This window comes from Pseudomonas sp. H1_G08, from assembly GCF_054681355.1.
The window spans coordinates 1-25,069 of the sequence record NZ_CP162822.1 but is presented as its reverse complement, the minus strand read 5'-3'; the positions used below and the strand labels follow the sequence as shown (position 1 = coordinate 25,069).

Here is a 25,069-nt window from a genome sequence, read left to right as displayed (position 1 = left end):
CCTGGGACAATTAACGCTGTGTTCAAAAAATAGATCCTGGCGATTGCGAAGCCGATTGTGCCGGCTCCAGAAATGCATTCGGCGCTGTGGTCAACAGCGCCGTGTTTGATTACTTGATCAGGCCGACCCGCGAGAAATTCGGCAGGTGGCTGAGTTTCGGCTCTGGCCAGCTCATCCAGACCGCGAAGGCCTTGCCGACAATATTCTTGTCGGGAACCATGCCCAGCAGATCCTTGGGAATGTTCGGATCATCCCAGTAGCGGCTGTCGTTCGAATTGTCGCGGTTGTCGCCCATCATGAAGTAGTGCCCGGCAGGCACCGTCCACGAACGATCCGGAGTGGCGCGGTAACGGCTCATTTCCTTGCGGATCAGGTGCTCGGCTGCGCCGAGTTTTTCCTGATAGAGCTCCGCGCTGCCCAGCGAACCTGCTTCGGCGCCGGCCATCTTCTCGGCGATCGACTCACCGTTGACGAACAGACGCTTGTCGGCGGTGTAACGCACCGTGTCACCCGGCAGGCCCACCACACGCTTGATGTAGTTGACGTTCGGGTCGCTCGGGTAGCGGAACACCATCACATCGCCGCGCTGCGGGTCACCGACTTCGATGATCTTCTTGTCGATCACCGGCAGACGGATGCCGTAGGAAAACTTGTTCACCAGAATGAAGTCGCCGACGTCCAGCGTCGGTTTCATCGAGCCGGACGGAATCTGGAACGGCTCCACCAGGAACGAACGCAGCACCAGGACGATGAACAGCACCGGAAAGAACGACTTGCCGTATTCAACCAGCAGCGGCTCTTTGTTCAGCTTCTCGACCACCACAGGCTCGGGTTGGCTGACACTGCCTTGATAAGAGGCAATGGCAGCCCGCCGACGCGGTGCCAGGAACAGCAGATCAATCAACGCCAACAGGCCGCAGACGAACACGGCGATGACCAGCAACAGCGGGAAATTTAGCGACATAGGACCTGATTATTCCAACCTGAGCACGGCGAGGAAGGCTTCCTGTGGAATTTCCACGTTGCCGACCTGTTTCATGCGTTTCTTACCGGCCTTCTGCTTCTCGAGCAGTTTCTTCTTACGACTGACGTCACCGCCGTAGCATTTGGCCAATACGTTCTTTCTGAGTGCCTTGACGGTTGTCCGGGCCACGATCTGACCACCGATGGCGGCCTGGATCGCCACGTCGAACATCTGACGAGGAATCAGTTCTTTCATCTTCTCGGTCAACTGGCGACCTTTGAAGTGCGAATTGTCACGGTGCACGATCAATGCCAGGGCATCGACCTTGTCGCCGTTGATCAGCACGTCCAGTTTCACCAGATTAGCCGATTGGTAACGATCGAAATGGTAGTCCAGCGAAGCATAGCCGCGGCTGGTGGATTTGAGACGGTCGAAGAAGTCCAGGACCACTTCGTTCATCGGCAGGTCGTAGGTCACTTGCACCTGATTGCCGAGGAACAGCATGTCGACCTGAACACCGCGTTTCTCGATGCACAGGGTGATGACGTTGCCAAGGTGTTCCTGCGGCACGAGGATATTGGCGCGCACGATTGGCTCGCGCATGTCCTCGATCGCCGACACATCCGGAAGCTTCGACGGGTTGTCGACGTAAATCGTTTCACCGGTTTTCAGCACCAGCTCGAAAATTACCGTCGGCGCGGTGGTGATCAGGTCCAGGTCGTATTCGCGCTCGAGGCGCTCCTGGATGATTTCCATGTGCAGCATGCCGAGGAAGCCGCAACGGAAGCCGAAGCCCAGGGCGTCGGAGCTTTCCGGGGTGTACTGCAACGAGGAGTCGTTCAGAGTCAGCTTCTGCAGCGCTTCGCGGAAATCCTCGAAGTCGTCGGAGCTGACCGGGAACAGACCGGCGTAAACCTGTGGCTGAATGCGTTTGAAGCCCGGCAGCACCGGCACGTCCGGCGTGGAGCTCAAGGTCAGGGTGTCACCGACCGGCGCACCGTGAATATCCTTGATGCTGGCGATGATGAAGCCCACTTCGCCGGCCTTCAGATCAACGGTGGCGGTGTGTTTAGGGTTGAACACGCCGACGCTGTCGACCAGGTGCACCTTGCCGGTGGACTTGACCAGAATCTTGTCGCCCTTCTTCACACGGCCGTGGCGCACGCGTACCAGGGAAACAACGCCCAGGTAGTTGTCGAACCAGGAGTCGATGATCAACGCTTGCAGCGGATCTTCGATGTTGCCGGTCGGCGCAGGAATGGTGTGCACCAGACGCTCGAGCACTTCGTCGACACCCAGGCCGGTCTTGGCGCTGCAGGTGACGGCGTCGGTAGCGTCGATGCCGATGATTTTCTCGATCTCGTCCTTGACGCGATCCGGCTCGGCCTGTGGCAGGTCGATCTTGTTCAGTACCGGCATGACCTCCAGGCCCTGCTCGATGGCGGTGTAGCAGTTGGCCACGGACTGGGCTTCTACGCCCTGCCCCGCATCGACCACCAGCAAGGCGCCTTCGCACGCCGCCAGGGAACGGCTGACTTCATAGGTGAAGTCGACGTGGCCCGGGGTGTCAATGAAGTTCAGCTGGTAGGTGATGCCGTCTTTGGCTTTGTAATAGAGGGTAACGCTGTGGGCCTTGATGGTGATCCCGCGTTCACGCTCAAGATCCATGGAATCCAGTACCTGGGCTTCCATTTCACGCTCGGCCAGGCCGCCGCACATCTGGATGAAACGGTCAGCCAGCGTCGACTTGCCATGGTCAATGTGGGCGATGATGGAGAAATTGCGGATATGACTCAAATCACTCACGGATCAACACTCAAAAAGGCTGCAGGCTTGGCCCGCCGAAAAATAGCCGGGAATTGTACCTGATACACGGCGCAAGCGTCACGTTCGCCTGTCACCCGGATCGCATGCAAAAACGCCCCGGTCTGGCGACCGAGGCGTTTTCAGGGTTCAAGCGCTGAATGAAAGCTTGTTCATCAGCCCGCTCGCCTGAGCAGCCAGACACCCGCCAGCGCACACACGCCGGCCGGCACCAGCACCGCAAACAGCGGCGAGAAACCGAACACCAGACTCGATGGCCCCAGCAGATCCTGGACGATGCGGAAGGTGAAGCCCACCAGCACGCCGGTGAAAACCCGCTGACCGAGGGTCACCGAACGCAGCGGGCCGAAGATGAACGAGATCGCCATCAACACCAGCGCGGCGGTCACCAGCGGCTGCAACACCTTGACCCAAAATGCCAGCCAGTAACGGCCGTTGCTCAGGCCTTGCTCGGCCAGATAGTGGATGTAGCCCCACAGACCGCTGATCGACAGCGATTCCGGCGCCATGACCACGGTGCTGAGCAGTTGCGGGCTCAACGCCACGTCCCATTCCTCACTCGGGGCATTGACGACCTCAGTGCTGCGCTCGCGGAAGAGCGTGGTGGCAACGTCGGTGAGCTGCCACTTGGTGCCGTCGAACTCGGCCTTCTTGGCGAAGCTGGAGCTGAGCAGATGGCGCTCCTTGTCGAAGTGATAGCGCGTCACGCCGTACAACAGACCGTTCGGCTGAACCGCGTTGATGTGGATGAATTCCTCACCCTGACGGTGCCACATACCGTGCTTGGCGCTTTGCGCGTCGCCGCTGCCCTGGGCCAGCGAGCGATTGGCCTGGGCCATGCTTTCGGTGGCCGGGGCGACGTATTCGCCAATCAGCACGCCGGCGAGCATCAGCACCAGCATCGGCTTCATCACAGCCCAGACAATGCGGCCGATCGACACGCCAGCAGCGCGCATGACCGTCAGCTCACTGCTGCTGGCCAGACTGCCGAGACCGATGAGGCAGCCGATCAATGCGGCCATCGGCAACATTTCATACAGCCGGCGCGGTGCGGTCAGCAATACAAAACCGAGCACGTCGACCAGGGTGTAGGTGTCGCTGACGTCGCCCATTTCATCGATGAAGGCAAACAGCGTCGCCAGGCCGAGGATGATCGCCAGCACGGCGATGATCGCCATGAACACGCTGCTGCCGATGTAGCGGTCGAGTTTAACCACGGGCCACCTCCAGCGCGGCGCTGCGACGGCTGGCCAGTTTCAGGCGCAGCGGCTCCCAATACAGCAGGCCGAGGCCGATCACCAGGAAGATCGCGTGCACCCACCACAGGCCAAGGGCCGGCGGGATCTTGCCTTTTTCAAGGGCGCCGCGAGCGGCAATCAGGATGGTCAGGTAAGCCATATAAAGAAGAATCGACGGCAGCAGCTTGAGAAAACGCCCTTGGCGCGGATTCACCCGCGACAGCGGCACCGCCATCAGGGTCACGATGAACACCAGCAACGGCAGCGACATACGCCATTGCAGTTCGGTTTTCGAACGAATGTCGTCGCTGCCCCACAGGGACGAGGTCGGCATCGCGTCACGGTCGGTGACTTCTTCGCTTACGTCCGGCTTGGGCAGCAGCACGCCGTAGGTTTCGTAATGAATGGCGCGGTAATCGGCCTGCCCGGGGCTGCCGTCATAGCGATAGCCGTTGTCGAGAATCAGATAGCGATTGCCATCGGGGCGGATTTCCTGACGGCCCGACTCGGCCACCAGTACGGAAATCCCGCGGTCCTTCTTATCGGCACCGAGGTTCTTCTGCGAGATGAACACGCTGCCGAGATTGACGCGATCGTCGCTCAGGGTTTCGGTGTAGGTCACCCGAGTGCCATCACGCAGGGCCTGGAAGCGGCCCGGCTCGAGGGTATCGAACTCGGTCAGTGCGTCCTGCTTGTTCAGCAGCAGCTGGAACTGGTTGGCGCCCTGCGGAGCCAGGCCGAGGCTCAGCCACGCGACCACCAGTGCCACCAGCGTCGCCGGAAACAGGGTCATGCGAAACAGCTTCTGCTGGCTCATGCCGGTGGCCGAGAGCACGGTCATTTCGCTTTCAAGGTACAGGCGACCGTAGGCCAGCAGGATCCCGAGGAACAGGCCCAGCGGCAGAATCAGTTGCAGGAAACCCGGCAGACGAAAGCCCATGATCAGGAACAGCGAGCCCGGATCGAGCTGACCGGCCGCAGCCTGCGCCAGGTATTTGATGAAGCGACCGCTCATGATGATGACCAGCAGCACGGCACTTACGGCGCTAAGGGTCAACAGGACTTCGCGGGACAGATAACGGAAGACGATCAAACCAGACACTCCAGGGTTGTCAGGCTAAGGCGGCCAAACAAGCAAACACATCGACCGGCCCGCCATGCAGAGCGGTCGAAAAAAGATGCGGCATTATCCTGTGATTGGGTGCGCCTGTCACTGCGCACACTCATCCATCGCTGTAATCCTTTGCTGAGGGTTGTCAGGCGCGGGGAGCGAGGTTCAAACTGCGGCCCTTGTCGCAGGCTTTGGCCTGCGCCTCTTCTATCTATAAGCAGGCGACTGCGGACAGCGTCGAACGCCTGCGTGTTGACCATTCATTCAGGGATCCGGACATGGAACTGGTTGTAAAAAGCGTTAGCCCAGAAACGTTGAAAACCGCCACCCTAGTGGTTGCCGTCGGCGAAGGCCGCAAACTCGGTGTCGCCGCCAGACTGGTCGACGAGTCGAGCGGTGGTGCCATCAGCGCCGTGCTCAAGCGTGGCGACCTGGCCGGCAAGGTCGGTCAAAGCTTGCTGCTGCACAGCCTGCCGAATCTCAAAGCCGAGCGCGTGTTGCTGGTCGGCGTGGGCAAGGACGAGGAACTGGGCGACCGTCCGTTCCGCAAAATCGTTGCCGGCATCCTCAACACCCTCAAAGGCCTGGGCGGCGGTGATGCCGTGCTGGCGCTGGATGAAGTCATCGTCAAAGGTCGCGACAGCTACGGCAAGACCCGCCTGCTGGCGGAAACCCTGGTCGACGGCGGCTACACCTTCGACCAGTTCAAGAGCCAGAAAGCCGAACCGCGCGCGCTGAAGAAAATCACCCTGCTGACCATCAAGGCTGCGCAAGCCGAAGTGCAGCGCGCCGTGAACCACGCCACCGCCATCGCCAACGGCATGGCCTTCACCCGCGATCTGGGCAACCTGCCGCCGAACATCTGCCACCCGACGTTCATGGGCGAACAGGCCAAGAATCTGGGCAAAGAGTTCAAGGATCTGAAAGTCGAAGTCCTCGACGAGAAGAAGATCAAATCCCTCGGCATGGGCTCGTTCTACGCCGTGGGCCAGGGCAGCGCCCAGCCGCCGCGCCTGATCGTCATGCAATACAACGGTGGCAAGAAATCCGAGAAGCCATACGCGCTGGTCGGCAAGGGCATCACCTTCGACACCGGCGGCATCAGCCTGAAGCCGGGCGCCGGCATGGACGAGATGAAGTACGACATGGGCGGCGCTGCCTCCGTGTTCGGCACATTGCGCGCCGTGCTTGAGCTGAAACTGCCGATCAATCTGGTGTGCATCCTCGCCTGCGCCGAAAACATGCCGAGCGGCAATGCGACCCGTCCGGGCGACATCGTCACCACCATGAGCGGCCAGACCGTGGAAATCCTCAACACCGACGCCGAAGGCCGTCTGGTGCTGTGCGATGCGCTGACCTACGCCGAGCGCTTCAAGCCACAAGCGGTGATCGACATCGCCACCCTGACCGGTGCTTGCGTGGTGGCCCTGGGCGCACACACGTCCGGCCTGCTGGGCAACAACGACGAACTGATCGACCAACTGCTCAGCGCCGGCAAGGCTGCCGACGACCGCGCCTGGCAACTGCCGCTGTTCGACGAGTATCAAGAGCAGCTGGACAGCCCGTTCGCCGACATCGCCAACATTGGCGGGCCGAAGGCCGGCACCATCACTGCCGCCTGCTTCCTGTCGCGCTTCACCAAGAACCTCAACTGGGCGCACCTGGACATCGCCGGCACGGCATGGACCAGCGGCGGCAAGGACAAGGGCGCCACTGGCCGTCCGGTTCCGCTGCTGACCCAGTACCTGCTCGATCGCGCCAAAGCCTGACACCGCTGATGGGCGGCGGCGCCACTTTCGGGTGACGCCGCTTGCCGCTCTGGAACCGCAATGACCAAAGTCGACTTCTATATCCTGCCCAGCGCCGATCCTTCAGCGCGTCTGGATTTCGCCTGCAAGCTCACCGAGAAAGCCTGGCGCATGGGCCATCGCATCTACCTGCATTGCAGCGATGCGGCCCAACGTGACGATCTCGATGCGCGTCTGTGGGCATTCAAGGGCGAAAGTTTCGTGCCTCACGGCCCTGCCGACAGTGAGCCCGACGGTTTGATCGTGCTGGGACACGGGGCAGACTGCGGTGAGCACCAGGATCTGCTGGTCAATCTCGATCTGAAAGTCCCGGCCTTCGCCAGCAAATTCGCCCGCGTGGCGGAAGTGGTGGTGGAAGATCCGACCATCCGCGCAGCGGCGCGGGAGAGTTTCCGTTTCTACCGCGAACAGGGCTATTCTCTGCAAGACCACCGTTTACAGCGACTCTGAGCATTCCAATGGACACTCCGAAACCGCAACAGAAATCCGCACACCTGCTGGACGATCTCGAATCGATCCGCCAGTTGCTCGGCGATGACAACCTGCAACCGCCGCTGTTGACCGATACGGTCGATGACAGCGAACAGGAACAGATTCCGATGCTGTTCGACTCCGTCGGCAATCAGCCGGCGGCCGTCGAGCCGCCACCAGCGCCGCCGGCTGCCCCGGCTGCCGCACCGGTCGATAAAGGCCCGGACGCCTTGCTGCACCTGGACAGCGAACTGCGCGCCGCCGCGCAATTGATCATGCAAGACGTGATCGACGACTTCGCTCCGCACATCGAAACCGAAATCAAACGTCGCCTGGATGCGCGGATGGAGCGGCTGCTCAGCCAGTACGAATAAGCCGCTGGTGTAGGAGCTGCCGAAGGCTGCGATCTTTTGACTTTGCTTTCACAAAAAACAAGATCAAAAGATCGCAGCCTTCGGCAGCTCCTTGTATGTTCCCCACACACCAGCATGAATGAGATCTAAGCTCGCTGGTGCGACATACGAAGATGTGTTTCTGGGGGAGACCGATCGCTCCTTAAGGCAGGACTTGCTCCTGACCTTGCATGTAGAGAGGTCCCCCCGCCTCATTGCCCACCACGAAGAGTATCGAGAAGCCGACGAGTCGGACTTCGCATTACAAGGTTGCAGTGGCATGAAGTTCGAGGTCAGGGGAACCAGGAAGCATTTTTAACTCAGTTCTCTTGGAGTTGAAAGCATGAACATGCACGTCGGCTTGGATGTGGGATCTCGCACTACAGCGATGGGCTGGCGCAATGGCGGCCGCTTTGCAGGTCAGTGCAATATCGACCAGACACCGGCGGGGCGCAAAGCTGCTGTCGGCAAATTGCTTGAGCTCAAGCCTATGTCTGTGGTGATGGAAGCCACAGGAATCTACTATCTGGACTTGGCCATGGAGCTAGCTGCGGCGGGTTTGCCAGTCTCGGTTATCAATCCGAAGAGTTTTCACAACTTTGCAAAGCTGATGCTGAAAAACAGCAAAACGGACGCAATCGATGCCCAGTTATTAGCTGAGTACGGCGAACGCATGAGCCCAAGGTTGTGGACGCCGCCCACTTCAATACAGCTTGAGCTGCGCGCTATCGGTCGCCACATCAATCGTTTGACGGGTCATCGCACCCGCGCCAAAAACGAGCTGCATGCACTAAAAGCCACTCAAACAACTCTTCTGATGCTGATTGAGGACGAAGAAGAAGCCATCAAAGCCTTTGACAAACGAATCGAGCGTTTCCGACTAGCGGGTCGTGCATTGATCGACAACTGCCCAACGTTGAGCGCCCAGTTCGCCCACATGATCGCCGCCCCTGGCATGGGTGAGATCTCAGTATTTGCGGCGCTGGCTGAACTGACGACCTTACCGGTAACGCTCAAGTCAGCGCAGGTCAGCCGCCATGCCGGACTCGATGTCCGACTCACGCAATCAGGCACCAGCATTGATAAACCCGGCCGGATAAGTAAGGGCGGCAATGCCTATTTGCGATCAGCGATGTACATGCCTGCGCTGACTGCCATACGTTGCGACCCGAACGTTAAAGCGTTTTACGAAGCCTTGGTGGCTCGAGGAAAGAGGAAGATGCAGGCTATTGTCGCAGTCATGCGCAAATACCTGACCGGACTATGGGCCTGCATGCGGGCAGGCGAAGACTTCAGTACAGCCAAGCTTTTTAGCGATAAACACACCCAAAAAGCTTGACCGTGAACAGAGTATCTACATTTAGATCTCCGCCCGACCTCCCCCGCTCGCCCTCGGCACCATGCCCCGCTATACTTCCCGGCTTTTCCTGAATAAATGCCAATAGGGTCCCGCCGCGCATGGATAAGACCTACCAGCCGCACGCCATTGAAACTTCCTGGTACAAGACCTGGGAGTCCGAGAACTACTTCGCCCCGCAAGGCGCGGGCGAGTCCTACACCATCATGATCCCGCCGCCGAACGTCACCGGCAGCCTGCACATGGGTCACGGCTTCAACAACGCGATCATGGACGCGTTGATCCGTTTCCGCCGCATGCAGGGTCGCGACACCCTGTGGCAGCCGGGCACCGACCATGCCGGTATCGCCACGCAGATGCTGGTGGAGCGCCAACTCGAAGCCCAGGGCCAGAATCGTCACGATCTGGGCCGGGAAAAATTCCTCGAAAAAGTCTGGGAATGGAAAGATCAGTCCGGCGGCAACATCAGCCGGCAGATCCGTCGCCTCGGCTCGTCCGTCGACTGGAGCCGCGAGCGCTTTACCATGGACGACGGCCTCTCGGAAGCGGTCAAGGAAGCCTTCGTGCGTCTGCATGAAGACGGCCTGATCTATCGCGGCAAGCGTCTGGTCAACTGGGACACCAAACTGCACACGGCGATTTCCGACCTCGAAGTGGAAAACCACGAAGAGAAAGGTTTCCTGTGGAACCTGAAATACCCATTGGCCGACGGTGTAAAAACCGCCGAGGGCGATGACTTCCTGATCGTCGCCACCACCCGTCCGGAAACCATGCTCGGTGACTCCGCCGTCGCGGTTAACCCGAACGACGAACGCTACAAAGCGCTGATCGGCAAATTCGTCGAGCTGCCACTGGTTGGCCGGCGCATCCCGATCATCGCCGACGATTATTGCGACCCTGAATTCGGCACCGGCTGCGTGAAAATCACCCCGGCCCACGATTTCAACGACTACGAAGTCGGCAAGCGCCACAACCTGCCGCTGCTGAACATCTTCGACAAGAACGCCAACGTGCTGCCTGCCGCTCAGGTGTTCAACCTCGACGGCACGCTGAACGAGAGCATCGACGGCAAGATTCCGGCCGAGTTCGCTGGCCTGGAACGTTTCGAAGCGCGCAAGCAAATCGTTGCCGCGTTCGACGCCGCCGGCCTGCTGGTGAGTGTCAACGATCACAATCTGAAAACGCCGAAAGGCGATCGCTCCGGCACGGTCATCGAGCCGTGGCTGACCGACCAGTGGTACGTATCGACCAAGCCGCTGGCCGAGCCGGCGATTGCTGCCGTTGAAGACGGTCGCATCCAGTTCGTGCCCAAGCAGTACGAAAACATGTACTTCTCGTGGATGCGCGACATCCAGGACTGGTGCATCAGCCGTCAGCTTTGGTGGGGCCACCGGATTCCGGCCTGGTACGACGAGTCGGGCAAGGTCTACGTCGGTCGCGACGAAGCCGAAGTGCGTGCCAAGCACAACCTCGGCCCGGACGTTGCGCTGCAACAGGACAACGACGTACTCGACACCTGGTTCAGTTCCGGCCTGTGGACCTTCTCGACCCTGGGCTGGCCTGAGCAGACCGAGTTCCTGAAGAAATTCCACTCCACCGACGTGCTGGTCACCGGTTTCGACATCATTTTCTTCTGGGTTGCCCGGATGATCATGATGACCATGCACCTGATGAAGAACGAAGACGGCACGCCGCAGGTTCCGTTCAAGACCGTTTACGTACACGGTCTGGTACGCGACGGCCAGGGCCAGAAGATGTCCAAGTCCAAGGGCAACGTCCTTGACCCGCTGGACATCATCGACGGCATCGATTTGGAAACCCTGGTGCAGAAGCGCACCTCGGGCCTGATGCAACCGAAACTGGCGAAGAAGATCGAGAAAGCCACCCGCGAAGAATTCGCCAATGGCATCGAAAGCTACGGCACCGACGCCCTGCGCTTCACCTTCTGCTCGCTGGCCTCGACCGGACGCGACATCAAGTTCGACATGGGTCGCGTCGAAGGCTATCGCAACTTCTGCAACAAGATCTGGAACGCCGCGCGTTACGTTCTGGACAAGGGCGAAGATTGCGGCCAGAACGGCGAAGCCTACGAGCTGTCGCTGGCCGATCGCTGGATCATCTCGCAGCTGCAACGCACCGAAGCCGAAGTGACCCGCCAACTGGATCAGTTCCGTTTCGACCTCGCCGCGCAAGCGCTGTACGAGTTCATCTGGAACCAATACTGCGACTGGTATCTGGAGCTGTCCAAGCCTGTGCTGTGGGACGAGAACGCGCCGGTCGAACGTCAGCGCGGCACTCGCCGGACGCTGGTACGCGTGCTGGAAGTGGCGCTGCGTCTGGCGCATCCGTTCATGCCCTTCATCACTGAAGAAATCTGGCAGCGCATCGCGCCGCTGGCCGGCATCCAGGGCAAGACGATCATGCTGCAGCCTTGGCCGGTGGCCAACGAAGAGCGCATCGATCCGGCGGCGGAAAACGACATCGAATGGCTCAAGGAACTGATGCTCGGCACGCGCAACATTCGTGGCGAGATGAACATCGGCCCGGGCAAGCCACTGCCGATCTTCCTGAAGAACGTCAGCGCTGACGACCAGCGCCGCCTGACCGAGAACGAAGCGCTGCTGAAGAAGCTGGCGCGCCTGGAATCGATCACCGTACTCGCCGCTGGCGAAGAAGCACCGTTGTCCGCCACCGCACTGGTGGGCGAGATGGAAGTGCTGGTGCCGATGGCCGGTCTGATCGACAAGGGCGCCGAACTGGCGCGTCTGGACAAGGAAATCCTGCGTCTGCAGGGCGAAGTCCAGCGGGTTGGCGGCAAGCTTTCCAACGCAGGATTCGTCGACAAGGCCCCGGCCGAAGTCATCGAGAAGGAACGCGCCAAACTGGCCGAGGCCGAACAAGCCCTGGGCAAGCTGGCCGAGCAGCATGCGCGGATTGCCAGCCTGTAACGGCAAACCGCACTGAAAAAGGGAGGCCCAAGTGGCCTCCCTTTTTTATTCCTGAAAAACCTTGAGTCCCCTGTGGGAGCGAGCCTGCTCGCGAAAGCGCTGTGTCAGCCGACAAATCTGCCGGATGTGAAACCGCCTTCGCGAGCAGGCTCGCTCCCACAGTTTGAACGGTGTTGCCTTCAGATGTGGGACAATGCCCGCCACTTTCAGCCATACCCGAATCGACCACGCCCATGACCGCCCCCCGCACACCCAAACCTGCGCGCAAGAAGCCTGACGCCGCGTCCCCTAGCAAAGCCGTCGAGCCGCGCGAGAAGGCCAGCCTGCATCCGCGCAATCGCCATCAGGGTCGTTACGACTTTCCGGCACTGATCAAGACCACGCCGGAACTGGCCAAGTACGTGATCACCAACCCGTACGGCAAGGAAAGCATCGACTTCGCCAGCCCCGACGCGGTACGTGTGTTCAATCGGGCGCTGCTCAAGGCGTTCTACGGCATCCAGCATTGGGACATTCCGGCGGACTATCTTTGCCCTCCGGTTCCGGGGCGTGCCGACTATGTGCACTTTCTCGCTGACCTGCTGGCGAGCATGAACGACGGCAAGGTCCCGCGCGGCGCGATCGTCAATGTGCTGGATATCGGCATGGGCGCCAACTGCGTGTATCCGCTGATCGGCAACAGCGAATATCGCTGGCACTTCCTCGGCTCGGAGATCGACCCGACAGCCGTGGCGGCGGCGCGAGCCATCGTGCAGTCCAATGATCTGAGCAAAGTGATCCAGCTGCGCCAGCAGGAAAACCGCAAGCACATCCTCATTGGCTTGCTGGAGCCGGGCGAGCGTTTCGACCTGACCATGTGCAACCCGCCGTTCCACGCTTCGATGGAAGAAGCGACCAAGGGCAGCGAGCGCAAGTGGCGCGCCTTGGGCAAGGCCGACCCGAAACGCAAGCTGCCGGTGCTGAACTTCGGCGGGCAATCGGCGGAGCTGTGGTGTGAAGGCGGTGAAGCGCGCTTCGTGACGCAGTTGATTGCCGAAAGTGCGAACTTCCAGCACAAAGTGTTGTGGTTCAGCACCCTGGTATCGAAGGCCTCGAACCTGCCGGCCATCGAGACCGCACTGAAGAAGGCTGGCGTGCTGGAGAGCCAGGTCGTGGAGATGTCGCAGGGCCAGAAGCAGAGCCGCTTTGTTGCCTGGACCTTCCAGACCAAGTCCGAGCAGCAGATCTGGCGACGCGAGCGCTGGGTTCGCTAACACACAGCAGATCCCCTGTGGGAGCGAGCCTGCTCGCGAAGGCGGCGTGTCAGTCAGCTTCAATATCGACTGACCTACCGCTTTCGCGAGCAGGCTCGCTCCCACATTGGCACTGCGATTCAGTCGCTAAATCACAGACACAAAAAAACCGTGCCCCGGATCACTCCGAAGCACGGTTTTTTTATCGCTGCGTCTTACTTGTTCACAGCGTCGGTCAGGCCTTTGGCCACAACCAGCTTGATCACTTTCTTTGCAGGGATTTCGATGGCAGCGCCAGTCGAAGGGTTACGGCCGGTGCGGGCAGGACGCTCGGTCACTTTCAGCTTGCCGATACCTGGCAAGGTGATTTCGCCGCCGTTTTCCAGCTGATCGGCAACGATTTGGCCCAGTTGGTCCAGAGCGTTACGCGCGGTGGTTTTCGGCGCGTCGATAGCTTCAGCGATGTCGGCGATCAGTTGGTCTTTAGTAAGAGCCATGTAGTGTTCCTTCCCTATCAAATTCATATGGATTGCAGAGTGCAGTGTCAGCCATCGAGCCCGATCTTCTGGATCTGGCACCCTCGGCGATTAACCACGACGAGTCGGGTTATAGATGCCGAAATCAGGGTTTGGTTCGACCTGACAAATGCTGAATGCACGCTTAACGCAGTGACTTCGCGTAAGACCGGGCAAAACTAGCACAGCGACAAGGAAATATCCGCCTCTAGCTACCCATTTGGTCAGCTTTATTGCGCTAAATCGGTAAAAAACCGCTTAAGGCCGGGCGCGCGCCCCGGTTTTGCCCTGCAACCCGCGCCAAAACCAGTGGTTGCGGTACACTGAGCGCTTTTTCGGGGGAGCCTGCCCTCCTCCCTTCCAACAGCCGAGAAGCCCATGCCGATCCGTCATTGCATCGTCCACCTGATCGACAAAAAACCCGACGGCACGCCCGCAGTTCTGCACGCCCGTGACTCTGAACTGGCCGAGTCCGCAGCCATCGAAAACATGCTCGCCGACCTCAACGAAAGCTACAACGCCAAACAGGGCAAAGCCTGGGGCCTGTTCCATCCGGAATCCGGCGCATTCCCCTTCAGCGGTTGGCTGAAGGAGTATATGGAAGGCGGCCGTGACTTCACCGCGTTCAGTAAAGTGGCGGTCGAGCATCTGCAGAAACTGATGGAAGAATCCAACCTGTCGGTGGGTGGCCACGTGCTGTTCGCCCACTATCAGCAAGGCATGACTGACTACCTGGCGATCGCCCTGCTGCACCACAGCGAAGGCGTGGCGGTGACCGACGAGCTCGACGTGACGCCCTCGCGCCATCTCGACCTTGGCCAGTTGCATCTGGCCGCGCGGATCAACGTTTCCGAGTGGCAGAACAACAAGCAGTCCAAGCAGTACATCTCGTTCATCAAGGGCAAGAATGGCAAGAAGGTCTCGGAGTATTTCCGCGACTTCATCGGTTGCCAGGAAGGCGTCGACGGCCCCGGCGAGACGCGCACGCTGCTCAAGGCCTTCAGTGACTTTGTCGAGAGCGAAGACCTGCCGGAAGACTCGGCCCGCGAGAAAACCAAGACCCTGGTTGACTATGCCAGCAGCCAGGCCAAGCTCGGCGAACCGATGGGTCTTGAGGAGCTGTCGGAGCTGATCGACGAAGAACGCCCGAAAGCCTTCTACGATCACATCCGCAACAAGGACTATGGCCTGTCGCCAGAGATTCCGGCAGACAAGCGCACCCTCAATCAATTCCGTCGTTTCACCGGCCGCGCCGAAGGTTTGTCGATCAGCTTCGAAGCGCACCTGCTGGGCTCGAAGATCGAGTACGACGAAGAGAACGGCACCCTGATCATCAAAGGCCTGCCGACTTCGCTGACCGATCAGTTGAAGCGGCGTAACTGATGCTCGGCAATGTGCTGAAAAAGGTCGCCCTGGTGCTGCTGGTGGTCGTGGTCTATCAGAACTGGGGCAAGATCGAGCGGGTATTCAATCCCGCGCAAATGGTCTCGCCGCAGACCCGGGCGCAAGCCAATGTCGTGCTCTATGCCACCGACTGGTGCGGCTACTGCAAACAGACCAAACGCTTTCTCGACAGCAAGGGCATACCGTTCAAGGAGTTCGACATCGAGAAGGATGCCGATGCGCGCAAGGCGTATGAGGCACTGGGTGGACGCGGGATTCCGCTGATCGATGTGAACGGCACCTTGATTCGCGGGTTCGATCCGGACGAAATCCTTGCAGCCCTGAAATAACCAATGTGGGAGCGAGCCTGCTCGCGAAAGCGCTGCATCAGCCAACAACCATGTTGAATGATCCATCGTCTTCGCGAGCAGGCTCGCTCCCACAGGTTTTGCAGCTGCTTGATAAATCAGCGCGCTTCGATACGGAAACCAAAACGCGGAAAGTGCACATGCACCACGCCGCCACGTTCGTCTTCACGGCGAATGATCAGCTCTTCACTGCCAGCAAACAGCAACTCGCCTGCCACCGGATCAACGCCGTAATCGACAGCGGCAATTGCCACTTGCTGTCCCGTCTTGAAGCCGTTCGGATCGACGAACCGCTCATCCGGCAATGCCGCTGGCGTCGCGTTACGCGCGACCTCCAATGCCTCGGCAGAGGACATCTCGCTCGCTGCGCCATGGCCGAACCCCAGCACCCGACCCAGCCACGCCGCAACCGCCGGATATTCATCCACCAGCGGCGCCGTGACGTGGGTCGCCTTGAGGAACCACATCGGATGCGCCAGGGCGAAGTCGGCAATCGATGGCTCGCCGAAGAGGAAGTCGCCCTGCTCGCGCTGCAACTGCTGCTCCAGACGCGCCATGATCGTCGGCCACTGATGTTTGGCCTGCTCGGCGGACAGACGCGTGGCGCTGCCACCGCTGAACAACCCGGCGCGGTCGGCCAGGAAGGCCTTGATCGCTTCCGGCGGCAATTTGCCAAAACGCACGGCTACCGATTCTGGCTGGAACACCAGGCTCACCGCGTGCTGGAACACCACCGAATCGGCCCACGCCGCGAAACTGGCGCTGGTCATTTCCTGGCCTTCGGGAAAGAACGCCGGCAGGGCTTTTTCCTTCTCCAGGCGTCGAGCGATCAGTGCGGTGTCGCAATAGATGTCAGCACCGATCTGCAACACTGGGGTCTTGCGGTAGCCACCGGTCAATGCCGTCAGATCAGGCTTGGGCATCACCGGGGAAATATGCACCGAACGCCAGGACAGGCCTTTGAAGCCCAGCAGCAGGCGCGCCTTCTCGGCAAATGGAGAGGTCGGGTAATGGTGCAGAATCAACTCGGACATGCTCGGCTCCGCCGCTGGAAAAGTGAATCCGCAGCTTAGCGCGCATTGCCTGACAGGCCTACCGATCTGCCTGATGGGAACCAATCAGTCAGATTGATAAGACGCGACCAGGCATTCCTTGGCGCTCTTCTTGAGTTTCTTGATCAGCCGTTCCTGGCGCAAAGCATCGCTTTTGTCGCGGCACAGTTCCGTGTAGACCAGGGCCATCGCGGGGCTGGAAAGAAAGAACCGCGCGCCCTTGCCGCTCTGGTGCTTGGCGAAACGGCGTACGGGGTCGTCGCTGATTCCGCAATACAACGAGCCATTGGCGGCACGCACGAGGTAGACGAACCAGGATTTACTCACTGGTTCGGCAGCATCGACGGATTTTTCGCTAAGGCTGGTCACTTCGGGATCTGAACGTGTAGGAAAACAGGCGGCGATCTTATCAGCGCACGGCCTGAAATGCCTTCAGTCCCTTGCGCGCCTGGGCACGTACGGCGTTGCGCACCAGCGGCGTCCAGCCCAGCAGCAGGCCTTTGAAACCGAGCGCCTGCCGCGACCAGCGCCACAGATCGAAGTGGTCGTGGTGCTCACAGATCTTGCCGTCCCGGAAGACGAAGCGCGCCTGGATGTCGTTGACCACGACGTTGCCGGTCTGACTGAACAGGTAGGTCGCCACCCAATGTGCGCCGCCGGTGCGCTCGTCGGCGCGGACATTGTCAAAAGTCAGGGAAAAATCCTTGGCGCGGGTAGTCAGCATGCGCCACATGTCGCCGGCATCGCGCCCGCGCAACTCGCCGAAGGCCGGATCGCTGAAGACCACATCATCGGTGTAGCAGGCCGCCATGGCTTCTGCGTCAAGGCGCTGAAAGGCTTGGTAGAAGCGGGTGATCAGGGCGCTATGGGCTTCGCTCAAGGCAATCTCCAAAGAAATAGGTACAGATTGCCAGCACCATAATCTGCCGCGCGCAGAAACACTATCGGCAATACGCAAAACCTTTGTGGGAGCGACCCTGCTCGCGAAGGCAATTCAACATTCAACATCCATGTTGACCGAAACACCGCTTTCGCGAGCAGGCTCGCTCCCACATTTGCACCCAGTGCATTCAGATCTTTTCGCTTTGCACCTGCACATACAGCGCCCGCCCGGCACCCAGCCCGGCGAGGATTGCACCGGCGCCGATAATGCCGAAAATCCAGCCCAGAGCATTCCAGCCGCCGGTCCAGTCATGCACCACGCCCACGGCAAACGGCCCCATGGACGCCAGCGTGTAGCCAAAACCCTGGGACATGCTCGACAGGTTCGCCGCGACATGGGAATCACGCGAGCGCAGCACGATCAGGGTCAGGGCGAGACTGAAAGTGCCGCCCTGCCCCAGTCCGAGCAGAATCGCCCAGCCCCACAGACCTTCGATCGGTGCGTACAGGCAGCCGAACAGGCCGGCCAGGGTCAGCGCCATGACCACGACAATCGCCAGGCGCTGATCCTTGCCCCGGGTCGCCAGCCACGGCGCGGCCAGCGAACTGGCCAGTTGAATGATCACCGAACCGGACAGCACCAATCCGGCCTGAGTCGGTGTCAGCCCGCGCCCGATGAGGATTGACGGCAACCAGCCAAATACGATGTAGGCCAGCGACGATTGCAGGCCCATGTACAAGGTCACCTGCCAGGCCAGCGGATCACGCAGCAACCCGCGCACGCGATAGGCGACGTTGTGTGCGCCATGTTTGGAGCCGACTTGTGGCAGCCAGAATACCGCGGCCACCAATGCCGGAATCACCCAGAACCCCAGGCCCATCGCCCAGCTGTTGCCGAAGTGTTCACTCAGCGGCACGGTCGAACCCGCCGCCATCGCTGCGCCCAGGCACAGCGCCATGGTGTAGACGCCGGTCATGGTCCCGGCGTGTTTGGCGAAGTCGCGCTTGACGATGCCCGGCAGCAGCACGCCGACGATGCCGATGCTGGCGCCCCCAAGCACGCTGCCGGCAAACAGGCCGATCTCGCCGAAATTACTGCGCAGGATAATCCCGCCGGCCAGCGTCAGCAGAATCCCCAACACCACCCGCTCAGCACCGAAACGCCGCGCCAGAATCGGCGCCAGCGGCGCAAACAGGCCCAGGCACAGCACCGGCAACGTGGTCAGCAATCCCGCCTGCGCCGCAGACAGTCCGAGACTGCTGGAGACCTCGCTGAGCAACGGCGCCATGCTCGACAACGCCGGGCGCAGGTTCAGCGCCACCAGAATCAACCCAAGCAGCAACAGCCACGGGCGTTTTACCAATGGGTGGCTTTGCTGGACCTGCTCGTCATCAGCCTCGGCATCGATCAGCAATTCCTTCAGTTCGGGCGAGCGTTTCGACGCTGTGGATAACTCATTGCGGGACATGGATTTCTCGGTTTCAAGGTTCATTGATCAACTGCCTCGACAAGGCTTTGGCCCGTTCCGGGTCGCGTTGCTCGACCGCATCGAGCAAGTCGATGTGCAGATCGAACACTTCCTGACGGCGCGGGGAGATATTCAGGGTCTGGCGCAATTGCGCGCCGACGATGCTGGAAAAGTAGCGATACAACTCGCTGAGGGTCGGGTTGTGCGCGGCGTCGACCAGTCGGCGATGGAACACCAGATCGCAGGCGATATAGGTGTCGAGATCGCCGTGGTAGTGGCTGCCGCTGGTGCCGAGCGCTTCACGCAGCGCCGCCAGATCATCATCGGTACGACGCAACGCCGCCAGGCCGATGGCCTCGACTTCAAGGATGTGTCGGGTCTCCCGAGCCTGCTCCAGCGAACAGCGGGATAGCGCTTTAAGTGTGTCGAGCGGGTCGACCACCGCCCGAAGATAACTGCCGTCACCCTGGCGAATTTCGATCAATCCCGAGAACGCCAGAACACGCATCGCCTCACGCACCGTGTTGCGGCTGATGCCCAGCTCGGCGCACAGCTCAGGTTCGGTCGGCAGACGCTCGCCGACCTGCCACGCACCGCTGTTGATGCGCTGACGCAGTTGATCCAAAGCCTGATCGACCAGGGATCGCTTGATCAAAGGGGAAATATCTGACATGTGCCTCGCCTTTTCATCCAATCATAGGATGAATTTTCCGACATGTTAGTCAGACCCATGTAGGACGGCAACCACCTAGGGTCAATCGGAGACACATGGAGCGGCATTTTCGATTGGTCAAAATTACCCTTTAAGGGTAATTTCAGGGACAGGGTTTTGGCTTCTTATGGAAAAGAACACACCCCATTACGACTTGGCAGTCGTGAAGGCCGAAGTAATTAGACGAGGCAAAGAAGCCTTTACACGTTATGCACTTGAGACAGGCCGGGACATGGGCATGTCCTGGAAAGTGATGATGCAGGTTGTGGCAACGCTTGAGCGGCGGATGCTCTACAAATCCATGACCTCTTATTCCAACCATCGTAACTGGCACGACGTCTATCACGTATCGTTTCGAAATCGGGAGATCTACATCAAAGTGACCTACTGCACGAGCGGTGGTTCTCCAGTGATCTCCTTCAAGGAGAAAAACACATGAGCAAGAGGCAATGCCTGAGTTGCGGCACCGAACACGCAATGCACCACTTTCAAGATCGCAGTCTCGACGTCAATTACAAACAGTTTTCGCGGCCCGTACACCTTCTCGCCGGCTGGGAGTGCAGGGTCTGTGGCGAAATCATTTTTGACAGTGGTACCGACAGTGCCGAGCGCTACGTAGATGCCGGCGATCAATTACTCGAAGACGTACTTCGGCTGATCGGTACCGAAATGAAGCGTATTCGCCGAAAGCTCCATCTCACTCAAAGAAGTGCGGTGAAGTGGCTGTCAGGAGGTGGGCATAATGCGTTTTCACGATATGAACGCGGCGAACTGGCTCCGCCGCAGCCGTTGTTCACATTGATGCGGCTTCTGGATCGTCATCCCGATCTGCTAGAGGAAATTCAGGCACTTCACGCAGACGACGGTCTCAAACAACTTCTGGAAACTCGTTACCCGGAGCGGGAACCTGTTCTGGCCAGATGAGCCCAGATAAAACAAACCCGGAACTGAGTCCGGGTTTGTTTCAGTGCCTGACGGGCATCAATGCAAAATCTGACTCAAGAACAACTTGGTCCGATCATTCTGCGGATTGTCGAAGAAGTCGTTCGGCGCGGCCTGCTCAACGATTTCGCCCTTGTCCATGAAGATCACGCGGTTGGCCACGGTGCGGGCGAAGCCCATTTCGTGGGTCACGCAGAGCATGGTCATGCCGTCTTCGGCCAGACCGATCATGGTGTCCAGAACCTCTTTCACCATCTCCGGGTCAAGCGCTGAAGTCGGCTCGTCGAACAGCATGATTTTCGGCTTCATGCACAAGGCGCGGGCGATCGCCACACGCTGTTGCTGACCGCCGGAAAGCTGCCCCGGATATTTGTGCGCCTGCTCCGGAATGCGTACGCGCTCCAGGTAATGCATGGCGATTTCCTCGGCCTTGCGCTTGGGCATCTTGCGCACCCACATCGGCGCCAGCGTGCAGTTCTGCAGGATGGTCAGGTGCGGGAACAGGTTGAAGTGCTGGAACACCATGCCGACTTCGCGGCGGATCGCTTCGATCTGCTTGAGGTCGTTGGTCAGTTCCACGCCATCGACGACGATGCGCCCCTGCTGGTGTTCTTCCAGACGATTGAGGCAACGGATCGTCGTGGATTTACCGGAGCCCGACGGACCACACAGGACGATGCGTTCGCCCTGTTTGACGTTGAGGTTGATGTCCTTGAGTACGTGAAACTGGCCGTACCACTTGTTCACGCCCTGCATCTGGATGATGCCTTCCGGACCCACAGGCTTTTTGATTGCTTCGCTCATTTACAGAGAACTCCTAACGCTTGTGGCCAGTGTCGAGCTTGCGTTCCAGATGCATGGAATAGCGCGACATACCAAAACAGAAAATCCAGAACACCAGGGCGGCGAACACGTAGCCTTCGGTGGCCATGCCCAGCCATTTCGGGTCGGCGGCGGCTTGCTTGACGCTGTTGAGCAGGTCGAACAGGCCGATGATGATCACCAGGCTGGTGTCCTTGAACAGCGCAATGAACGTGTTGACGATGCCCGGGATCACCAGCTTCAGGGCTTGCGGCAGAATCACCAGGCCCATCGAACGCCAGTAACCGAGGCCCATCGCTGCAGCCGCTTCGTACTGCCCTTTGGGAATCGCCTGCAGACCACCGCGCACCACTTCGGCGACGTAGGCCGACTGGAACAGGATCACGCCGATCAGCGCCCGCAACAGCTTGTCGAAGTTCATGCCTTCAGGCAGGAACAGCGGCAGCATTACCGAGGACATGAACAGCACCGTGATCAACGGCACGCCGCGCCAGAACTCGATGAAGGTCACGCAGACCACACGAATCGCCGGCATGTTCGAACGCCGTCCCAGCGCCAGCACGATGCCCAGCGGCAATGCTCCGGCGATGCCGACCGTGGCGATCACCAGGGTCAGCATCAGGCCGCCCCACTGGCTGGTCGGCACGGTGGTCATTCCGAAACCGCCATGCAGCAAAGTGAAGGCAATGATCGGGTACAGCACCAGGAAGCTCAGGCCGTACACCGCTTTACGCGGCACGCGCGAGATGAACAGCGGTGCCGCGCCAATGACCGCCAGCCACACGGTCAGGTCGACGCGCCAGCGCAGTTCGGTCGGGTAGTAGCCGTACATGAACTGGCCGAACCGCTGCTGAATGAACACCCAGCACGCGCCTTCCTTGGTGCAGTCGGCGCGCGTGGTGCCGACCCAGTTGGCATCGACAATCGCCCAACTGAGGATCGGTGGCACGACCAGGTAGATCAGGTAGAACGCAAACAGCGTCAGCAGGGTGTTGAGCCAGCTGGAGAACATGTTCGCGCGCATCCACGCCACCACGCCGATGCTGCTGTTCGGTGGAGGCATGTCGGGTTTGAAAGTATGAGTACTCATGCGCTTTTCCTTACCGCTCGATCAGCGCAATGCGCTTGTTGTACCAGTTCATCAGCAGGGAAATGCTGATACTGATCGCCAGGTACACGCTCATGGTGATGGCAATCACTTCGATGGCCTGCCCGGTCTGGTTGAGCACGGTGCCGGCGAACAGCGAAACCATTTCCGGGTAACCGATGCCGGCGGCCAGCGAGGAGTTTTTCGCCAGGTTGAGGTATTGGCTGGTCAGCGGCGGAATGATCACGCGCAGGGCTTGCGGGATGATCACCTTGCGCAGGGTCGGGCCGTTGCGCAGGCCGAGGGAACGCGCTGCTTCGGTCTGGCCGTGGCTGACCGACTTGATCCCTGAACGCACGATTTCGGCGATAAACGCTGCGGTATACACGGTGAGCGCCAGGGTCAACGCCAGCAGTTCCGGGATCAACACCCAGCCACCGACAAAGTTGAAGCCCTTGAGCTCGGGCATTTCCCAGTGCAACGGAGCGCCGAAGATCAGCGCGCACAAGGTCGGGATCACCAGCGCAATTGCCAGGCCGGTCCAGAACTTGTGGAACGGTACGCCGGTTTCTTCGAAACGCTTGTTGGCCCAGCGGCACATCAGCACGATGCCGACGATCGCCAGCACGATGCTGATCACGAATGCCCAGAAGCCGTCAGCGGCGAGTGCGGCCGGCATGTTCAGGCCACGGCTGCTGACGAAAAAGGTGTCGCCGAAGTTGTGGCTGTTGCGCGGCCCCGGCATGGTCAGGAACACCGCGAAGTACCAGAACAGGATCTGCAGCAGCGGCGGAATGTTGCGGAATACTTCCACATACACCGTCGCCAGTTTGGCAATGATCCAGTTCTGCGACAGCCGCGCTACACCGACGATGAAACCGAGAATCGTCGCCAGGATCACGCCGATAAATGTCACCAACAGGGTGTTGAGCAGGCCGATGACAAACACCCGCGCATAACTGTCCGCTTCGGTGTAGTCGATCAGGGTTTGAGCGATGCCGAACCCGGCACTACGCTCCAGAAAGCTGAAACCGGAAGTGATACCCCGGTGCTGAAGGTTGGTTTGCGTGTTGTCGAACAGGTACCAGCCAAGCGAGACCACCGCCACAACGGTGATGATCTGGAATAGCCACGCACGCACTCGTGGATCGCTGAGGCTGAGCCTCTGCTTTGGTGCGCCGATTGAATTTTGCATGAAGTGCCCCGGAAGAAATGGAACAAGAACATCACCCGGCGGTTGGCCCGCCGGGCGATAGAACCATTAGCGCACTGGTGGTGCGTACTGAATGCCGCCGTTGTTCCACAGGGCGTTCAGGCCACGGTCGATTTCCAGCGGAGTGCTCTTGCCGAGGTTTTTCTCGAAGATTTCGCCGTAGTTGCCGACCTGCTTGACGATCTGCACAACCCAGTCTTTCGGCAGCTTCAGGTCTTTGCCGTATTCGCCGTCAGCACCGAGCATACGGGCCACGTCCGGGTTCTTGGTGGACTTGGCTTCAGCTTCGACGTTCTTCGAAGTGATGCCGGCTTCTTCGGCATTGAGCAGCGCGTAGCCGACCCAACGCACGATGGCCAGCCACTCGTCGTCGCCGTTACGTACGACCGGGCCCAATGGTTCTTTGGAAATGGTTTCCGGCAGAACCACGTAGTCCTTCGGCGAGGCCAGCTTGCTGCGCTGGGCGAACAGCTGGGACTTGTCGGAGGTCAGCACGTCGCAACGACCGGATTCCAGCGACTTGGCGCTTTCATCGGAGGTGTCGAAGGTGATCGGGGTGTATTTCAGACCGTTGCCACGGAAGTAGTCGGAAACGTTCAGTTCGGTGGTGGTACCGGCCTGGATGCAGATGGTCGCGCCGTCGAGCTCTTTGGCACTTTTCACGCCCAGCTTGTTGTTTACCAGGAAGCCGATGCCGTCGTAGTAGGTGATGAAGCCCGGGAATTTCAGGCCCATGCCCGCGTCACGGGAGCTGGTCATGGTGGTGTTGCGCGACAGGATGTCGATCTCGCCGGACTGCAGCGCGGTGAAGCGCTCCTTGGCGTTCAACTGGCTGAACTTGACCTTGTTGGCGTCGCCGAAAACGGCTGCGGCCACAGCGCGGCAGACGTCGGCGTCGATGCCGAGAATCTTGCCGGTCGCATCCGGTACCGAGAAGCCCGGCAGACCGTCGCTCACGCCACACTGCACGAAACCTTTTTTCTGTACCGCATCCAGGGTTGCACCCGCCTGAGCGAACCCGCTGACGCCGAGTACTGCTGCAGCAGTCACGACCGCCAGAGTGGATTTCAACATCTTCATTCAAACCTCCAGTTTTGCTCTTGTTGTGTCGGAGCTTGAGTCCAGTCGCACCCTTTTGAGGCGTTGTTGACCCGTGTTGGCTTTTTTTGGGGTCAACCGACGTAAGACCTTCGCTATGAGTCTAGTAGGAGAAAATCCACATCATGGATCACTCACTTCTCACCAATCGGCCGAACGGGCTGTAGCCCTTTCACGTTCG

Annotated in this window: 24 protein-coding genes; 10 read left to right on the top strand and 14 right to left on the bottom strand. The window is 59.7% G+C overall.

Annotation, left to right across the window (positions count from 1 at the left end):
• Positions 1–109 precede the first annotated feature (109 nt).
• The 4 genes from lepB to lptF form a co-directional block, all read right to left on the bottom strand.
• On the bottom strand, positions 110–964 hold the full coding sequence (lepB, locus tag AB4N85_RS00120; protein ID WP_056783094.1) for a signal peptidase I: 855 nt from the start codon (positions 962–964) through the stop codon (positions 110–112).
• A gap of 9 nt (positions 965–973) precedes the next feature.
• Positions 974–2,770 carry a translation elongation factor 4 gene (gene lepA, locus AB4N85_RS00115; RefSeq protein WP_016771564.1) on the bottom strand — a complete coding sequence of 599 codons (1,797 nt, stop codon included), beginning with the start codon at positions 2,768–2,770 and terminating at the stop codon, positions 974–976.
• 173 nt (positions 2,771–2,943) lie between these two features.
• Complete coding sequence (gene lptG / locus AB4N85_RS00110) at positions 2,944–4,005, bottom strand: LPS export ABC transporter permease LptG (RefSeq protein ID WP_236168099.1); 1,062 nt, start codon at positions 4,003–4,005, stop codon at positions 2,944–2,946.
• Positions 3,998–5,119, bottom strand: a complete 1,122-nt coding sequence (gene lptF / locus AB4N85_RS00105) for an LPS export ABC transporter permease LptF (RefSeq protein WP_252868839.1) — start codon at positions 5,117–5,119, stop codon at positions 3,998–4,000. The genes lptG and lptF overlap by 8 nt, the downstream gene beginning before the upstream one ends.
• Positions 5,120–5,415: 296 nt before the next feature.
• Here lptF and AB4N85_RS00100 point away from each other — a divergent pair, with 296 nt between their 5' ends.
• The 6 genes from AB4N85_RS00100 to rlmF all read left to right on the top strand — a co-directional run bounded on the left by AB4N85_RS00100 (position 5,416) and on the right by rlmF (position 13,366).
• A complete protein-coding gene (locus tag AB4N85_RS00100) occupies positions 5,416–6,906 on the top strand; it encodes a leucyl aminopeptidase (protein WP_150636214.1) in 1,491 nt (496 codons plus the stop codon).
• A 60-nt stretch (positions 6,907–6,966) separates the two neighbouring features.
• Positions 6,967–7,395 (top strand): DNA polymerase III subunit chi, encoded by a 429-nt coding sequence (locus AB4N85_RS00095; protein WP_056783088.1) that lies wholly within the window; start codon positions 6,967–6,969, stop codon positions 7,393–7,395.
• An 8-nt stretch (positions 7,396–7,403) separates the two neighbouring features.
• A complete protein-coding gene (locus tag AB4N85_RS00090; RefSeq protein WP_071174472.1) occupies positions 7,404–7,790 on the top strand; it encodes a DNA polymerase III subunit chi in 387 nt (128 codons plus the stop codon).
• Between the two features lie 361 nt (positions 7,791–8,151).
• Positions 8,152–9,147: an IS110 family RNA-guided transposase gene (locus AB4N85_RS00085; protein WP_252868495.1), complete on the top strand. Its 996-nt coding sequence runs from the start codon at positions 8,152–8,154 to the stop codon at positions 9,145–9,147.
• 119 nt (positions 9,148–9,266) lie between these two features.
• Positions 9,267–12,113, top strand: coding sequence for a valine--tRNA ligase (locus AB4N85_RS00080; RefSeq protein WP_041479508.1), 2,847 nt, complete (start codon positions 9,267–9,269; stop codon positions 12,111–12,113).
• A gap of 233 nt (positions 12,114–12,346) precedes the next feature.
• Positions 12,347–13,366 (top strand): 23S rRNA (adenine(1618)-N(6))-methyltransferase RlmF, encoded by a 1,020-nt coding sequence (rlmF, locus tag AB4N85_RS00075; protein ID WP_016771571.1) that lies wholly within the window; start codon positions 12,347–12,349, stop codon positions 13,364–13,366.
• A 194-nt stretch (positions 13,367–13,560) separates the two neighbouring features.
• On the opposite strand, the gene AB4N85_RS00070 is transcribed toward rlmF, so the two are convergent.
• Positions 13,561–13,842: an HU family DNA-binding protein gene (locus AB4N85_RS00070; RefSeq protein WP_003221909.1), complete on the bottom strand. Its 282-nt coding sequence runs from the start codon at positions 13,840–13,842 to the stop codon at positions 13,561–13,563.
• 396 nt (positions 13,843–14,238) lie between these two features.
• Here AB4N85_RS00070 and yejK point away from each other — a divergent pair, with 396 nt between their 5' ends.
• Both yejK and AB4N85_RS00060 read left to right on the top strand, forming a co-directional pair.
• Positions 14,239–15,243: a nucleoid-associated protein YejK gene (yejK, locus tag AB4N85_RS00065; RefSeq protein WP_039759184.1), complete on the top strand. Its 1,005-nt coding sequence runs from the start codon at positions 14,239–14,241 to the stop codon at positions 15,241–15,243.
• Positions 15,243–15,593, top strand: a complete 351-nt coding sequence (locus AB4N85_RS00060; RefSeq protein WP_056783081.1) for a glutaredoxin family protein — start codon at positions 15,243–15,245, stop codon at positions 15,591–15,593. The genes yejK and AB4N85_RS00060 overlap by 1 nt, the downstream gene beginning before the upstream one ends.
• A 116-nt stretch (positions 15,594–15,709) precedes the next feature.
• Here the strand turns inward: AB4N85_RS00060 and AB4N85_RS00055 are convergent, their stop codons facing one another.
• From AB4N85_RS00055 to AB4N85_RS00035, 5 genes are all read right to left on the bottom strand, one after another.
• Positions 15,710–16,645, bottom strand: a complete 936-nt coding sequence (locus AB4N85_RS00055) for a glutathione S-transferase family protein (protein ID WP_252868838.1) — start codon at positions 16,643–16,645, stop codon at positions 15,710–15,712.
• A gap of 84 nt (positions 16,646–16,729) precedes the next feature.
• Complete coding sequence (locus AB4N85_RS00050; protein WP_095180433.1) at positions 16,730–17,032, bottom strand: GIY-YIG nuclease family protein; 303 nt, start codon at positions 17,030–17,032, stop codon at positions 16,730–16,732.
• A 40-nt stretch (positions 17,033–17,072) separates the two neighbouring features.
• Positions 17,073–17,543 carry a nuclear transport factor 2 family protein gene (locus AB4N85_RS00045; protein WP_252868837.1) on the bottom strand — a complete coding sequence of 157 codons (471 nt, stop codon included), beginning with the start codon at positions 17,541–17,543 and terminating at the stop codon, positions 17,073–17,075.
• 190 nt (positions 17,544–17,733) lie between these two features.
• Entirely contained in the window at positions 17,734–19,038 is a 1,305-nt protein-coding gene (locus AB4N85_RS00040) for a CynX/NimT family MFS transporter (protein ID WP_252868836.1), read from the bottom strand.
• Positions 19,028–19,687: a FadR/GntR family transcriptional regulator gene (locus AB4N85_RS00035; RefSeq protein WP_095180430.1), complete on the bottom strand. Its 660-nt coding sequence runs from the start codon at positions 19,685–19,687 to the stop codon at positions 19,028–19,030. The genes AB4N85_RS00040 and AB4N85_RS00035 overlap by 11 nt, the downstream gene beginning before the upstream one ends.
• A gap of 166 nt (positions 19,688–19,853) precedes the next feature.
• Between AB4N85_RS00035 and AB4N85_RS00030 the strand changes: the two genes are divergently transcribed.
• The gene (locus tag AB4N85_RS00030; RefSeq protein ID WP_071174464.1) at positions 19,854–20,165 is read left to right on the top strand and encodes a type II toxin-antitoxin system MqsR family toxin; all 312 of its coding nucleotides are present in this window, start codon (positions 19,854–19,856) and stop codon (positions 20,163–20,165) included.
• Positions 20,162–20,650, top strand: a complete 489-nt coding sequence (locus AB4N85_RS00025) for a type II toxin-antitoxin system MqsA family antitoxin (RefSeq protein ID WP_150636205.1) — start codon at positions 20,162–20,164, stop codon at positions 20,648–20,650. Before AB4N85_RS00030 ends, AB4N85_RS00025 begins: the two co-directional genes overlap by 4 nt.
• A 57-nt stretch (positions 20,651–20,707) precedes the next feature.
• On the opposite strand, the gene AB4N85_RS00020 is transcribed toward AB4N85_RS00025, so the two are convergent.
• The 4 genes from AB4N85_RS00020 to AB4N85_RS00005 form a co-directional block, all read right to left on the bottom strand.
• The gene (locus AB4N85_RS00020; protein WP_016771581.1) at positions 20,708–21,472 is read right to left on the bottom strand and encodes an amino acid ABC transporter ATP-binding protein; all 765 of its coding nucleotides are present in this window, start codon (positions 21,470–21,472) and stop codon (positions 20,708–20,710) included.
• Between the two features lie 13 nt (positions 21,473–21,485).
• Positions 21,486–22,580: an amino acid ABC transporter permease gene (locus AB4N85_RS00015; RefSeq protein WP_016771582.1), complete on the bottom strand. Its 1,095-nt coding sequence runs from the start codon at positions 22,578–22,580 to the stop codon at positions 21,486–21,488.
• A gap of 10 nt (positions 22,581–22,590) precedes the next feature.
• Positions 22,591–23,772 carry an amino acid ABC transporter permease gene (locus AB4N85_RS00010; RefSeq protein ID WP_071174462.1) on the bottom strand — a complete coding sequence of 394 codons (1,182 nt, stop codon included), beginning with the start codon at positions 23,770–23,772 and terminating at the stop codon, positions 22,591–22,593.
• 66 nt (positions 23,773–23,838) lie between these two features.
• Entirely contained in the window at positions 23,839–24,870 is a 1,032-nt protein-coding gene (locus tag AB4N85_RS00005; RefSeq protein ID WP_016771583.1) for an amino acid ABC transporter substrate-binding protein, read from the bottom strand.
• Positions 24,871–25,069 lie beyond the last annotated feature (199 nt).

Bases quoted from the DNA above. Each gene is read 5' to 3' on its own strand.
- AB4N85_RS00025 (WP_150636205.1), top strand. From the start codon at position 20,162: ATGAGCAAGAGGCAATGCCTGAGTTGCGGCACCGAACACGCAATGCAC.
- yejK (WP_039759184.1), top strand. From the start codon at position 14,239: ATGCCGATCCGTCATTGCATCGTCCACCTGATCGACAAAAAACCCGAC.
- AB4N85_RS00015 (WP_016771582.1), bottom strand. From the start codon at position 22,580: ATGAGTACTCATACTTTCAAACCCGACATGCCTCCACCGAACAGCAGC.
- AB4N85_RS00080 (WP_041479508.1), top strand. From the start codon at position 9,267: ATGGATAAGACCTACCAGCCGCACGCCATTGAAACTTCCTGGTACAAG.
- AB4N85_RS00055 (WP_252868838.1), bottom strand. From the start codon at position 16,645: ATGTCCGAGTTGATTCTGCACCATTACCCGACCTCTCCATTTGCCGAG.
- lepB (WP_056783094.1), bottom strand. From the start codon at position 964: ATGTCGCTAAATTTCCCGCTGTTGCTGGTCATCGCCGTGTTCGTCTGC.
- AB4N85_RS00060 (WP_056783081.1), top strand. From the start codon at position 15,243: ATGCTCGGCAATGTGCTGAAAAAGGTCGCCCTGGTGCTGCTGGTGGTC.
- AB4N85_RS00040 (WP_252868836.1), bottom strand. From the start codon at position 19,038: ATGAACCTTGAAACCGAGAAATCCATGTCCCGCAATGAGTTATCCACA.
- AB4N85_RS00100 (WP_150636214.1), top strand. From the start codon at position 5,416: ATGGAACTGGTTGTAAAAAGCGTTAGCCCAGAAACGTTGAAAACCGCC.
- AB4N85_RS00070 (WP_003221909.1), bottom strand. From the start codon at position 13,842: ATGGCTCTTACTAAAGACCAACTGATCGCCGACATCGCTGAAGCTATC.
- AB4N85_RS00020 (WP_016771581.1), bottom strand. From the start codon at position 21,472: ATGAGCGAAGCAATCAAAAAGCCTGTGGGTCCGGAAGGCATCATCCAG.
- AB4N85_RS00085 (WP_252868495.1), top strand. From the start codon at position 8,152: ATGAACATGCACGTCGGCTTGGATGTGGGATCTCGCACTACAGCGATG.
- AB4N85_RS00095 (WP_056783088.1), top strand. From the start codon at position 6,967: ATGACCAAAGTCGACTTCTATATCCTGCCCAGCGCCGATCCTTCAGCG.
- AB4N85_RS00010 (WP_071174462.1), bottom strand. From the start codon at position 23,772: ATGCAAAATTCAATCGGCGCACCAAAGCAGAGGCTCAGCCTCAGCGAT.
- AB4N85_RS00005 (WP_016771583.1), bottom strand. From the start codon at position 24,870: ATGAAGATGTTGAAATCCACTCTGGCGGTCGTGACTGCTGCAGCAGTA.
- AB4N85_RS00090 (WP_071174472.1), top strand. From the start codon at position 7,404: ATGGACACTCCGAAACCGCAACAGAAATCCGCACACCTGCTGGACGAT.
- rlmF (WP_016771571.1), top strand. From the start codon at position 12,347: ATGACCGCCCCCCGCACACCCAAACCTGCGCGCAAGAAGCCTGACGCC.
- AB4N85_RS00030 (WP_071174464.1), top strand. From the start codon at position 19,854: ATGGAAAAGAACACACCCCATTACGACTTGGCAGTCGTGAAGGCCGAA.
- AB4N85_RS00035 (WP_095180430.1), bottom strand. From the start codon at position 19,687: ATGTCAGATATTTCCCCTTTGATCAAGCGATCCCTGGTCGATCAGGCT.